This window comes from Dawidia soli (assembly GCF_018598185.1).
GTDB lineage: Bacteria > Bacteroidota > Bacteroidia > Cytophagales > Cyclobacteriaceae > Ohtaekwangia > Ohtaekwangia soli.
On the sequence record NZ_JAHESC010000001.1, the window covers coordinates 136,932 to 150,659 of the forward strand.

A 13,728-nucleotide genomic window follows, 5' to 3' on the forward strand; every position below is an offset into this window, starting at 1 on the left:
ATGCGTTTAGGGTATTATTCGATCGGCGTGGGTTGTTCTTCTTTCAGGTTCTTGATGAGCCCCTGCACCAGTTCGTGGTGGTTGGCCATGACAAAATAGAAGTCCATGGCGTTGATCCGGAAGGCAACGGCTCGCCCGGGCGCGACGGCTTCGGATGCCTTTACGGCAGTGTCGCTAAAAAGTTCGCCGAGGATGTCACCTTTCTTGAGGTGGGCCACAGTCTCGCCGGCGTGGCGCAGCACGATCTCGCCGTGTGCCGCAATGAGGATCGGCGCATTGTGGTCTTCACCATTCAAACGAATGCGCTCGCCCGGATCGAAGTCCAGCGGCATGATCTTGTCCGCCAGGTCGGCCAGCAACGAGCCGTGTATCGACCGGAAAGCCGGCACCTGCTTGATGAACATAACTTTTTCGATCCACAGGAAAAAACCGTCGTTGAGGCCGTCCAGCAGGCGGTTGTTCTCGATCGACGAATCGATAAATTTCTTGTCACGCTCCGGCAGCCGGTCCAGGATGGCCTGATACGCCTGCTGATCTTTGTGGTAGATCACCCACGCGGCGGTCTCTTGCAGAAGCCTGTCCGAATTGAACATTTGCGCCACCAGTCCGCGGCTGATGCGGAACTCCGGCAGGAAGGCTGCGGCGTGAATGGCACACGCCTTGGTCCAGCGGTTGTTGAGGTTAAAGTCGCGGTTCAGGATATAATTGATGACCTGTACCGGGTTATAACTTTCACGCGGGAAGTATAGCTGCAGCGCCTTGAGCTTGACCGATGTGCGCGAGTCGTCCAGAAGGGGGAGCAGTTTGGGCTTGAGCTCGGCATCGATAAAGAGGTCGAGCAGCTCCATGGCAAAGGCAATGTTGTCGGGGTCGTTGGTTTCGATGTTGTCGCGCACCAGCTGCACGGACTGCGGATCGTATAGGATCGACAGCAGCATGTAGAGTTGGTCGTAGTTCTCGGCCACTTCTTCTTCCAACGCTTCGCGCAGGTACTGGAATGTTTCCGTTTCCGGCAGCTCGTGCAGGGCCGCCATGTTCCAGATGGCCTTGCTCATTTCGGTTTCCAGCAGGTTGATCACGTCGCGCAGCTCACGGCCTTTAGCCTGGTAGTTGATGAACCGCAGGGAGAACAGGATCTGTTTGACAATACGTTTGTCGGGATAATCGGCTTTGCTCCACAGCAGCTCCAGCGCATGGCGCCCGCCGATGCGGCCCATGATCTGCACAATGCGCAGCATGACCAGGTCGCTCTGGCCCGACTTGTGAAAGGCCGCCTCGAGGGCCGCCAGTACCGGCTCGCCCGCTTCTTGCAAGGCGGCGGAAGCATGGTGGCTATACCAGGGCGAGCCTAACAGCTCGATCAGGATCGGCCAGGTCTCCGGCCGTTTTACCTTGCGCGCAGTATAAAGCGCTTCGTAACGCACGCGCGGATCGGCATCGCGCAGCAGCTCGAGTAACACGAAGATCGTTTTGGGGCCGATCAGCTTGCGCAGCAGCTTGGCCGCCAAGAGGCGATCGGCCTGACGCACGGATTTACTCAGACGCAATAACTTTTCCGGGGCGATGGAAAGCACATCGCCATCCTCCAATTCGCCATAGGCCTTCTCGGCCAGGGTACGGATCTCGCTCTTTTCGATTTCGGCGGTAAGCCCCAGCAACTGGATCTTTTCCTGCGCGAACTTGCGCACCGCCGCCGACAGCGGCCGTTCGGCCAGGCGGGTGATGGTGCTCTCGAACACAGCCGGTTCCAGCTTCTCCATGAGCGTTAAACCGTAGAGCACTTTATCTTCTGCCGTGCTGTTGACTTCTTTCTCTAATACTGTGCTGAGGTTATACTCCTTTTCGCGCTGACGCGAACCGGTGCCCTTACTGCGCACAAGGGCGTTTTGCAGAGTATGGCGATAACTGGAGTGCATACGGTTGGCGACGAAGAACCAGAAGGCCAGCAGGGGCACCGTAAACAGCGTGATGTATAACAGGTCGAATATTTCAACCCGGTTGATCAGCAAGATCAACGCACCCGCCAGCAAGCTGGCGAAGGCGGTCACAAGCCCTTCGATCTTGGTCTGCACGTCGATGCGGATATGGCTTTCGATCGGCAGCAGGTATAACTTAAAGGTGGGGTTGTCCAGCGAGTCCTTCAGCGAGCGGATCAGTAGCTTGCTGATGGAGATGATCAGGAAGAACACCACAAACAGGTTGTCCTGAGGGGAATAGCCAAAGACAGCACCCAGGATCAACGCGGCCACGGTAAACAGGCCGATGAGCACCGGCGTTACCAGCAGCGAGATCCGCATGCCGTACTCGCGGATGATGCGGTCGGTGGCGATCGTCTGGAACAGGAACCCGAAGATCACGATCGTCATCTCGAAGGAGGAGATGAAGCTCGCCAGACGGCTTTCGTCCATGTACAGCGTGGTAACGTTCAGGAAGGAATAGTCCACGAAGTTCGCCGCCAGCATCGATACCACGACAAACAACGACATGTACAAGATGTACCGGTTTTGAATAAAGTCGCCGATGACAAGCTTCTTATAGATCGTCTTCTCTTCGGCAAACGTACGTCGCTTGTTTAGCCACTTGATGGACAGGTATAAAAATGAAACCGTAAAGGCGAGGATACTGACCAGTGCCACGGAGTATAGATTTTCGGTGTCCGCGTTTTCGGCCTGCAGGTACTGCGTGATCGAGAAGAAGGCAATAAAAGAAGCGATCATAGCGCCCAGGTCTACCGTGCCGATGAGGCGTTTGGACTGCCGCAGGTTGAACGCACGGCCGAACGAGCCCCAGAAGATGAGATAGATGATGAAAGAAAACGGTGCCAGTACGGTAAAACCAAAGAAGTAGATGCTCTCGGAGTCCTGGAGCGCCGACTCGCCAAACTCGATAAAGGCGGTCAGGATAATGATGGTCGTCAGGCTGAAAGCGGCCAGCCGCTGGAAAGGAATGCGGTTCTGAAAAAAATTGTATAACGCAGTGGCTGCCAGTGCGTAAGCACCGGATACCAACAGGGCGATCGGCAGATCGCGCTGCTCGTCAAAGTATTTCAGGAACAGCGTCTGGGATGCCACGCTGAAAGTCGCCAGGAACATGCCCATGAAGAAACTCATGATCAGGAGGAGGGCCACCCGGCTACCCTCACCATACTCAACATCCAGAAAACGCAGTATTTGTGCTTTCATGCCAATTCGACGGATAGCCATAAAAGTCGGGATATTTCAGGGAATATCCTATAATCAGAGACCATGTAGTACTTTTTTAGTACCTCTGCAAGACATTAGTTCCGAACTTCTTAACTTTGTAACCTCAAGTGATACTTTATATTCGGAAGTAAAAACCGGATTTTACCCCACTTTTCGTCGAACGGATATCGACCGGGTGGTTTTGCGTCAGAAGGGTTAACCGGGCAGGCGATGCAGCATGCATGTAGGTTTACTTCCCAAAACGACGAATCTGTGGCACGCCATGTGCTTAAAGTCGTCCATATTCTTTGTAGTATTGAAAACCAAAATAGAACCGAGTTTCTTATGATCAAGAAGTGTATTTATCTGTTGCTCAGCTTATTTTTTGCAACAGGATCCTTGTTTGCGCAAAGCAACAAATCGCTGGCGGAAGCCGAGCGCTATTTCGGAATCAAGAGCTACGAGGCCGCGTTGGCCAAGTACCAGGAAGCCATCCAGGCGGGCGAAAAAGATCCTATGGTACACTACCGGGCTGGTGTTTGTTACCAGAAGTCTCCCGAGCTGACCGAACAGATCAAAGCGATCCCGTACTTCGAGTATGCCGTCGCCAACGGCAAGAGCATACCCACCACGTTGCACTACGACCTGGGCGATCTTTACCTCAAGGATGAGAACGTGCCCAAAGCGCTCGAGAGCTTCACCAGGTTCCGCCAACTGAGCAACAAGGCCGACAAAAAGGCCATCGCGCAGGCCGACGACGCCATTCGCACATGCTCCAACGCCATGGCCCTGATGTCGGTGCCGCGCGACTTTAAAGTGAACTACTTCAACTCGATGATCAACACCCAATACACGGAGTACAACCCCGTGGTGTCGGCCGATGAAAGCGTAATGGCCTATACGGCCCTGCGCCCCAACACGGGCAAGACCCGCACCGGCGACAAGTTCATCGAAGAGCTATACATATCCTACAACAACAACGGCAGCTGGACGGAGCCAAAACAGATTCCGCTCGCCCACAACTACAACGTCGGTACAGCCGGCATCTCAGCCGACGGCCAGAAGATGATCGTCTTCATGGGCGGTGCTACCGATCCGGGCGGCTTGTATCAGATCACCAAAACAGGCGACACCTGGTCAAAGGCTTCGCTGCTGACGCCAAACATCAACACCCCCAAATACCTGGAGTCTACCGCCAGCATCACGCCCGACGGCAAGACCATTTACTTCGCCAGCGACCGCCTCGGCGGCCAGGGCGGGTTGGACATCTACAGGACCACGCTGCAGGCAAATGGCAGCTGGACCGCACCGGTAAACCTGGGGGCTCCCGTAAACACCAAGGCAGACGAAGATGCGCCCTTCATTCACCCCGACCAGAAAACGCTGTTCTTTACCTCGAACGGCCACAACTCCATGGGCGGACGCGACATCTTTATGTCGAAGCTGGTCGGTGAGAAATGGTCGTCGCCCGAGAACATGGGCTACCCCGTGAACACCACGGCCAACGACAATTATTTTACCCTGATCGCCGACGGTACCCGTGCCTATTTTTCATCGGACCGCAAAGGCGGCCATGGCGGCCAGGACATCTATTACCTCGACATGCCGGCATCATCGGCTGACATTCCGCTGACGATGATCAAGGGTAAGATCCTCAATGCCGAAACCGGTAAACCCATGCCGACGAAGATCTACCTGATCGACAACAGCACCGGCAAGAAGCTCGACTTCGTATACGATCCCGATCCCAAGACGGGCAATTACCTCGTCATTCTGCCGCCGTCGAAGAACTACGACATGGTGATCGAATCGGAAGGTTTCCTGCCCTATACGCTGAACATCAACATTCCGAACCAGACGTACTTCTACGAGCTGTACCAGATGATCAACCTGCGTACCATCAAACAATTTGACGTCGTCGTAGGGCAGGAGGTAGAAGTTAAGAATGCCTTCTACGACACAGACCAGGACGTAAAGGCCGACCTGCGTAAAACACACGAAGCCAAACTGGTACAAGGGGGTAACGTCGATGTATACGACCTGATGCTGGACCTGATGGCCTCCGGCGATAAAGAAGGTATCGACTACCTCACGGACCTGATCCAGATGAAGAACCCGATCGAGGACGTAAACTTCAATGAGAAGGAAAACTCCCGTATCGAGGTAGCGTCACGTACCTATTACTACGACGAAAGCGACGAAAGCAAGTTCGAGCAAAAGAAGATCGACGGCAAGACCATCTTCTCGCTGCCCACGTTCAGCTTCTCGGAAGAAGCCAAAAAACAGAAGGAGAACGCTGTGAAGAAATCGACCTTTGACAAAGCGTCGCTCACCAAGTTTGTCAAGATTTACTTCGACGCCGGTAAGAGCGACCTGAAAGCCCAATATAACACGCAGCTCGACGCCGTTCTGGCCGAGCTCAGCAAGTTCCCCGACCTGGGCGTCGAGATCTCGGGCTTCGCTTCAGCAGAAGGCAGCGAAGAGCTGAACCGCGAGATCTCGAACAAGCGTGCGATCGCCGTGCTGGACTACTTCAACCACAAGGGCGTTGTACGCCGCCGCATTGTAGCAAAGGGCTACGGTGCATCGCAGACTACGGCTACGGCTTCGAAAGAGGAGGGTAGACGTGTGGAGGTGCGCGTGGTCGATCTGAATGCGCTCGTAGAGAAGAAATAACTGACTATTGCATTAATATATACATAAAAAAGCCCCGGACTAAGCCGGGGCTTTTTTGTGTGTGAAAGCCTAGATCGCTATGAATAGTACTGCCCTGTACGAGGAAGTTGTTTCACAACTCAAGAGCCTTCACTTAAAATATGAAACTCATGAATTCGATTCGGGAGCCGTTATGCTCGATATTTGGAAGGGCGATGACTTTTATGTCCTGCAATTTGAAGGAACCCTTGCCGGGATATCGGTTATAAGAAAAGGAGAGGTTGCAGCCTTTTGTACACGACCGGACGAAGCATACTATGAAGCAGAAGCGTTTAGAAGCAGGGTTGCAGAATTATTGGCGTTGTAGGGGAGATGGTTGAATTGGCCCCAGGGTCGGCACTGATCCGAGAGTTCCGTTAAAGGTTCCCCTGTGTAAACAACCGGTTGATCAGCAACTGCGAAGGTTTTATACGGTCCTGGTCATCCAGAGACTTCCAGACAAAAAAGCTGCCTCGTTTCAGATACGTAAACCCCGCTTCCGATAGCTGCCGCCCCTGCGCTTTCAACACGTCGTTAGAACTAAAGTTAAAGGTGCGGATCAGCGGCACACGTTGTTTGCGCAGAATGTCTACCAGGCTGTGAATGCCGGCATGGTGCCGGTTTTCGACAGGGGTAAAGACCTGCTCGATATACCCCACGTTCGGGCGGCTGTTCACAAGCGCATCAAACGTGCCGTCGGCGGATTGATAGCTGCGGTAATGATTGCCAAAGGGGTTGTGCGCCAGGCGCCAGGTGAGGTATGCAGTGGTCTCGTGTAAGGTGAAGAGGTCCTGACCGGCATAGTGTTTTTGAAAGGCTTTGTCTTTACCGGAGAGCGGTGTCTCGGTCAGCGCCAGGCGGCCGGTAAACATAAGCTTTATGCCCTTCAGCCACGACAGAAAGCACAGACCCAGGACCTTTACTTTGTCGAGGGTCTTGTTCTGCTCGTTCAGGCTCTTCAGGTAACGATAGGCCGCCATGGGCTGGAATACCAGCAGGGCTTGCTCCGTCGCAAACGGAATGGCAAAGCCAATGCGTTCGAATGCTTTCTTCGCGGGCGTGAAGCCCCAGATGTAGCGGATGCCGGCGTTCTTGCAGGCTTCGAACAACAGGTCGTACATACGCTCGAAGATCTTCTGACCGCGGTACGCGGGGTCGACCAGCGTATCTTCCGACTTGGCGGTTAACACCCGTTCACCCCGGCCGTTGATCAGCTCGATAGGAATAGCGCACTGAATGCCCACTACTTTTGTTGTGTCGGTCACACTGTCATCGATCGCTACGACGTAAATAGCCTTGCCAAACGGTCCTTCCAGAAACTCCCATCGGAAGTTTACCAGCGGGCGGTTCGTTCCGTAGATGGCATTAAAAAAGTTATTGGCTAACTGAATTTCGTCGTCGCGAAGTAAGCGTATGGTTATGGCCATTAGTGAATGGAATACTGGTTGATGATCTCCTGTTGAGAGACGGTCTTGAGTTTATTGTCGCGAATATAAGCCAGTATTTTCTTGTAGAGGTCCAGGTAGCCCTTAAACTTATAGTTTGTAAAGAAGTTATTGTGCCACAGCACGGAAAGCACGCAATTTTCACGGTGCTGGTCAAAAAAGCTTAAAATATCTTTTTCCGCCGCTGCCGGGGTGAATTTCTTGTATTGAAAGTACGTACGGTCCATGACGTGCAGGGGTACTTCTAAAAATGGGAAAGGCTTTTGGGTCTGAAAGTTATAGGGGTTAAAGGGCAGGCCATAATTGTTGCGGAAGCCGGCTTCTTCGGCAAAGCCCACACTGGCGTCCAGCTTCAGGCCGGCAGCCTCGATGTCGTGATAGGCCTGAGGAAGGTGGAACTTCAGGTAATGGTAGCGGTTGGAAATGGCACCCGGTCCGTATTTTTGCAGCTCTTGTTCAAACGACTCCTCCGAGATGCTCTTGTGCAAACCGTTATCCGATCCACCGGCCGTTACTGCCCGGAACTGACGCTGCATGCGCGGCGAGTGGAAGGTATAGTCGGCATTCAGCCCGCCCCGGTTTACGATCCAGAAGAACACCGACCGGCAGTCGTAAAGGCTTTCAATCTTCACGATCTGGTCGATGTTGAGCCAATCGGGGCGGCCCATCGCTGCCCGCATGAGGATGGCCAGGAACTGGTCTATGCGGCCTTTCTTTAACACGTTAAAGCCGTCTTCAATTACGGCGCGATGTACCAGGTCGATGTCGTGTGAGAGCATGAATTGTGTTTTCTCCCGGCGGGGTGCGACGCCTGCCGCCTTCGAGACGGCATCAAAGCAACGTTGTACGATGTTCTCACGCGCAACATTCAGCCGATGCTGGTAGCTGTTGACATACTGGAAGCGGCCCAGTGCGTCGGGTTGCGGGGCGTTGTATTCCTGCAGGGTATTGATGAGGTAGAAAGCAGTGCGCAAGATGTCGGGTTGATCGTCGGTACCGGTCAGCATACCCATGGGGCTGAGCGCAACCTGGCGGAAGTCGTCGGGTTGAAAGCCGCCGCCGATGCGGAAGGTGGCGTCGGCCGATGTTCCGATCGTAAGGGCGCCCTCGGGCGTAGGAGCAAACGTTACAGCGCAGCCGGTGTGTTTGCCCCATAGGGACAGGATATAGGTGATCGGAGCGTGGTGTGCCGTGATTTCAGGAGACAGATAGAACTTGACCATACGGTGAATTTGGGCAAAAGATACCAATATCCCACAAACCGTGATAGCCGCCGGTAAACTGGGGAAGGTGTATACATGACGACGGCAGTGGGTTGGAGTCGAACTTAATCTTTACGCCACAACGAACGAAGCATTTTGATAGCAAAGGCGGTACCGATCACGGCAATAATCGTCAATGCAACGAACAGTGTGATCAGCATCCACGACGTGGTCTGCAAAGAAAACGTGGGACGTGTTTCTTGATCAGGTACTTCGCCGTCAGCGGCCGTGTTCGTGACCACGCCCGGCCCATGGGCTCGCTCCTCCGGCGCGACGGTTTCGACCATGCTTGTGGACGAATATGCAATATAATTCAGGATGTCAGTAATGTCGTTTTCAGTCAGAAAATTCATCGGGACCATGACCCGCCTGTGATAACGCTCGAAAAGTGCCTCCGCATATTCGTCACCGCTTCGAACTACCTTCTGTGAATTTTGAATGAAGGGGATCAGCCACTCCCGCGGTAGGCGCTTGGAGACGCTGCCCAGGGCCGGGGCATATCGCCCTTCATAGTGAATGAAATGACACGACGAGCACTGGTCGCGGAACAACACGCGGCCGCGCAGTATACTGCTATCGCTCTTGACCGTGATGCGGTCGTGTACCGGCGTTTCGTCCACCTGCACGAGTGACTCATGCTCGATATACGCCAGGATGGATGCGATGTCTTGCTGCGACAACATAGAAAAAGTCGGCATCACCTGGTTGTTATACGCATCGGACAAGTGGCGTGCGTATGCGTCGCCGGAGGCAATGACTTGCTCCGAGTTGCTGATAAAACGGATCAGCCAGGCATGGCTGCGTTTCTTGGTGACGCTGGCCAGCATGGGTCCGACCACCTCACGGTGCACGCTGTGACAGGCGTTGCAATGACGACGGAAGAGCAATTCGCCATGTTGCAAGATCTGTGTTGAATCATCCTGCATAGGCTGGGCGAAGCCGCAGCCGGTCGAGAGCACACCTGCCAGCATTACGCCAAACAAGCACCGTAGAGGTGTGGAACCGAATGTACACGCGCCGGTAAAGGCGTTGAAGAAAAGTAACAGCACGCCACCGTGCTGACGCCGGCCGGGCCAGAGCCATTTCAAGAAAGAACCGAATACCACGGGTAACCTATTCATAATCCGCTGTCAATGCTGGAAACTATACTCCATACAGGGAAAAATTGTACCCGCACGTCACGCCGGGCTGTGCCCGGTAAGCTGAAAACCGTATCTTGGGGAGCCATGATCATCCGGAAAATCCTTCGCTACGCCGGCATCACCCTTGCCGTCACCCTGGGCATCGTCCTCGTATTCCTGCTGGTGAGCATCGTGCCGCTCCGCCGCACCCCTGTGCGCGAGCAGGCTGCCTACAAAACCATGATGCAACGACTGGACAGCGTACAGCCCCTCGTGTCGGAAGAAATGAAAGGCTTCGCCGTGGGATATGCGAAGGTGAATCTGACACCGGCGGCACCCATCGCCCTGGCCGGCTATGGCAACCGCATGGGGAAGGTATATAGCAGCGTGCGTGACTCCATATACGTCCGCACCATGGTGGTCGACAATGGCACGGCCCGCGTCGCCATCGTCAGCGCCGACCTGCTCATCATTCCGCCAACAGTCAGTGCGTTGTTGCAGCGCCAGTTGCCGGACATCGGTTTTCACATCGACAATACGTATCTCGGCGCCACGCATACCCACAACAGCATCGGCAACTGGGGCGAAGGCGCGACAGGCATCCTGTACGGAAGCTATGAGGACACCGTCGTCCAGTTCATTGTTCACAAGATCAAAGAATCCATTCAAAAGGCATCCGCCAACCTTGTGCCCGCGCAGTTGCGGACGGCCGAAATTCCCGTCGGGAACGCCGTGCTGAACCGGCTGTCAAAAGACGGCGGTGTCGACTCGCTGCTGCGCGTGTTGGAAGTGCGCCGCACGGACAGCACCCGGTTATTGCTGATGAGCTTTACCGCCCACGCCACGTGCCTGTTCTCGAAAGACCTGGCGCTGTCACGCGACTATCCGGGTGAATTGGTGGACGCCATGGAGAAGGCGGGCTATACGTTCGCCATGTATATGGCGGGCGCCGTAGGCAGCCACAAAGCCGCGGCGCCGGAGTTCGGCGAACCGTGTATCGATTGGATGGCCACGACGTTGAAGGACGCCTTTCAGGCACACCGAGGCGCCCTACAGCCCGTGACCGATACCACGCTGGGCATGTACCGCGTACGGCTGGCGTTGCCGCGGCCCAATGCCAAAGTATTGGAAGACTGGGGCGTACGACCCTGGCTGTTCCGCGCCGCCTTTGGCGAATACCCGGTATACCTCACTACCCTGCGCATGGGCAACCTGATCATGCTGGGCACGCCGTGTGACTATTCGGGCGAGCTCACCAGGCCGCTCGACTCGCTGGCGGCGGTTCGGGGCCAGCACGTCATGGTCACCAGCTTTAACGGTGGTTATATCGGCTACGTCACCAACGACCGTTACTACGACCGGGAGCACTACGAAACCCGCCTCATGAACTGGTACGGCCCCGGCAGCGGCGCGTATGTAACCTACTGCCTCTACCGCCTGCTGGACCAGACCTCGCCGCCGGTCGAATAGCCTCTTTCGGACTTCCCACTCTTGTGCATTACCTTTGCCGCTGTAATGCAGTATCCAGTTCTCGAGACACTTCCGGCGCTCCGTACGAGGCTCGCCGAATCCAACATCGCTATTCTTCAGGCACCCCCGGGCGCGGGAAAATCCACCGTGCTGCCGCTGGAGCTGCTGGAGGAGCCCTGGCTGCAGGGTAAAAAGATCATTATGCTGGAGCCCCGCCGCCTGGCCGCACGGTCGGTGGCGCAGCGCATGGCTAACCTGCGCGATGAAAGTGTAGGCGATACCATCGGCTACCGGGTGCGGTTCGAGACGCGTGTCGGTAAACAGACCCGCATCGAAGTCGTGACCGAGGGCATCCTGACCCGCATGTTACAGACTGACAACAGCCTGGAGGAAGCCGGCCTGCTGATCTTTGACGAATTTCACGAGCGCAGCCTGCACGCCGATCTGGCATTGGCCCTGGCGCTGCAAGCGCAACAGTTGTTGCGCGACGACCTGCGTATCCTCATCATGTCGGCGACGCTCGACGGCGACTATCTCTCGGCATTGCTAAAAGCACCGATCATTACTTCCACCGGCCGGCAGTACCCGGTGGCCATACGCTATAGCCAGGACGACGAGTTTGTACCCATCGCTACCCGCATGGCCAAAGCCATCCGCCGCGCCTGGCGTGATGAGGAGGGAGATATACTGGCCTTCCTGCCCGGCGCAGGCGAGATCAACCGTGTACAATCGCTGCTGGAAGAAGAGGGTATAGACGCGAGCCTGCACCCACTGTATGGTGATCTACCTTTTCAGAAACAACAGGAAGCCATTCTGCCGCACCCGGCGGGCCGGCGCAAGGTAGTGATCGCGACGTCGATCGCCGAAACGTCGTTGACGATCGAGGGCATTCGCATCGTGATCGACAGCGGCCTGGCGCGGGTGCCCAGGTTCGACCCCCGCAGCGGCCTGACCCGGCTCGACACCGTGCGGGTGACCCGCGATGCTGCCGACCAGCGCGCCGGCCGCGCCGGCCGCCTGACCGCCGGCACGTGCTACCGATTGTGGACGGAGTCGATCCAGGCCACGCTCGTCGCAAACCGGACGCCGGAAATAGTAGAAGCCGACCTCGCGCCCCTCGTACTCGAGCTGAGCCAGTGGGGCGTGCGCGAGATGCGGGAGCTCACGTGGGCGACGGTGCCACCGGCAGGAACTGTAAACCAGGCAAAGGAATTGTTACAGGCGCTCGGCGCCACAAACGAAGGTATCATTACCGGCCGCGGCCGGGAGATGCTGAAGCTACCGACACATCCGCGTATAGCCCACCTGTTACTGGAAGCCGCGGCCGACAAGCAAGTGGCCCTGGCGGCCGACATCGCGGCGCTGCTGGAAGAGCGTGACCCGTTACCGAAAGAAGCCGGCGCCGACCTGGCCTTGCGCGTGGAGGCCCTGCGCAAGTGGCGTAAAGGCGAGAAGTCCTTCGCCGACCGCGGTGTGCTGGAGCGCGTAGAGAAGCTGGCGGCCAACTGGCGCCGCATGCTGAAGGTGGAAGAAGACAACATCATCCCAAAAGACGAAACGATCGGCCGCCTGCTGCTCGCCGCATACCCCGAGCGTGTCGCGCAGCAGCAAGGCAAGAACAGCGAGCGCTACAAGCTGGCCAACGGCCGCGTGGCCAAATTGCAGGAGCACGACCCGCTGCACCGCGAGACGTGGTTGTGCGTCGCACAGCTTGATGCCGGCAGCGGCGAAGGCAAGATCTTCCTCGCGACAGCCGTCAGCCCCGCAGACCTGGTGGCCCAGGCACGCGAGCAGGAAGTGGTGCGTTGGGACGACGAGCGCAAAGCCGTCGTCGGCAACCTTGAAAAGCGCGTGGGCACCCTGTTGCTGGAAAGCAAACCGCTGGGCCAGGTGTCGGATGAAAACCGCATCGCGGTTATTTGCAACTATATACGCGACAAAGGGCTGAAGGCCATTGGCTGGGATGAGGCACAACAAGCGTGGCAGGCCCGTGTCATGAGCCTGAAACACTGGCGCCCCGGGGAGTCCTGGCCGGACGTACAAGAGGAAGCCCTACTCCAAACGCTGGAGGTCTGGCTGGCACCGTTCCTGACAGGCCTGTCGCGGCTCAGTGAATTGCAGCGCCTGAACTGGCACGATATCCTTCCGTCCTTATTACCCTGGGAGCTCGGCAGCCGCCTCGACACGTTGGCGCCGGTGCGGATCCAGGTGCCGAGCGGCTCCATGATCCAGCTGCAGTATTTTGTCGACGGTCGGTTTCCGGTCATCGAAGTACGGCTGCAAGAGATGTTCGGGTTGCTGGAAACGCCTTCGATCAACGAGGGACGCACGAAAGTGCTGCTGCATTTGCTGTCACCAGGCTACAAACCGGTACAAGTAACGCAAGACCTCAAGAGCTTCTGGCAAACCACCTATCACGAAGTACGCAAAGAGCTACGCATGCGCTACCCGCGCCACCACTGGCCCGAAGACCCCTGGACGGCAGAGGCCGTGCGGGGCGCAAAACGGCGGACGTCGTAGTCGCCGGATCTGCTGGCCGTGCTTGCTGGCGCCC

The 13,728-nt window shown here is 56.3% G+C and carries 8 protein-coding genes; 4 read left to right on the plus strand and 4 right to left on the minus strand.

Features of this window, described 5'->3' with window-relative positions:
• Positions 1 to 14: 14 nt before the first annotated feature.
• Entirely contained in the window at positions 15 to 3,182 is a 3,168-nt protein-coding gene (locus tag KK078_RS00575; protein ID WP_254088279.1) for a HEAT repeat domain-containing protein, read from the minus strand.
• Positions 3,183 to 3,527: 345 nt separating this feature from the next.
• On the opposite strand from KK078_RS00575, the gene KK078_RS00580 reads away from it, so the two are divergent.
• Together KK078_RS00580 and KK078_RS00585 are read left to right on the plus strand one after the other, a co-directional pair.
• The gene (locus tag KK078_RS00580) at positions 3,528 to 5,858 is read left to right on the plus strand and encodes an OmpA family protein (RefSeq protein WP_254088280.1); all 2,331 of its coding nucleotides are present in this window, start codon (positions 3,528 to 3,530) and stop codon (positions 5,856 to 5,858) included.
• Between the two features lie 79 nt (positions 5,859 to 5,937).
• On the plus strand, positions 5,938 to 6,204 hold the full coding sequence (locus KK078_RS00585; protein ID WP_254088281.1) for a hypothetical protein: 267 nt from the start codon (positions 5,938 to 5,940) through the stop codon (positions 6,202 to 6,204).
• A gap of 49 nt (positions 6,205 to 6,253) precedes the next feature.
• Here the strand turns inward: KK078_RS00585 and KK078_RS00590 are convergent, their stop codons facing one another.
• The 3 genes from KK078_RS00590 to KK078_RS00600 form a co-directional block, all read right to left on the minus strand.
• Positions 6,254 to 7,303 carry a GNAT family N-acetyltransferase gene (locus KK078_RS00590; protein ID WP_254088282.1) on the minus strand — a complete coding sequence of 350 codons (1,050 nt, stop codon included), beginning with the start codon at positions 7,301 to 7,303 and terminating at the stop codon, positions 6,254 to 6,256.
• The gene (locus KK078_RS00595) at positions 7,303 to 8,544 is read right to left on the minus strand and encodes a DUF7033 domain-containing protein (RefSeq protein WP_254088283.1); all 1,242 of its coding nucleotides are present in this window, start codon (positions 8,542 to 8,544) and stop codon (positions 7,303 to 7,305) included. The genes KK078_RS00590 and KK078_RS00595 overlap by 1 nt, the downstream gene beginning before the upstream one ends.
• A gap of 104 nt (positions 8,545 to 8,648) precedes the next feature.
• Complete coding sequence (locus KK078_RS00600; RefSeq protein ID WP_254088284.1) at positions 8,649 to 9,704, minus strand: c-type cytochrome; 1,056 nt, start codon at positions 9,702 to 9,704, stop codon at positions 8,649 to 8,651.
• Between the two features lie 105 nt (positions 9,705 to 9,809).
• On the opposite strand from KK078_RS00600, the gene KK078_RS00605 reads away from it, so the two are divergent.
• Both KK078_RS00605 and hrpB read left to right on the plus strand, forming a co-directional pair.
• Positions 9,810 to 11,174, plus strand: a complete 1,365-nt coding sequence (locus KK078_RS00605; RefSeq protein WP_254088285.1) for a neutral/alkaline non-lysosomal ceramidase N-terminal domain-containing protein — start codon at positions 9,810 to 9,812, stop codon at positions 11,172 to 11,174.
• A gap of 45 nt (positions 11,175 to 11,219) precedes the next feature.
• Positions 11,220 to 13,694 carry an ATP-dependent helicase HrpB gene (gene hrpB, locus KK078_RS00610; RefSeq protein ID WP_254088286.1) on the plus strand — a complete coding sequence of 825 codons (2,475 nt, stop codon included), beginning with the start codon at positions 11,220 to 11,222 and terminating at the stop codon, positions 13,692 to 13,694.
• Positions 13,695 to 13,728: the final 34 nt, after the last annotated feature.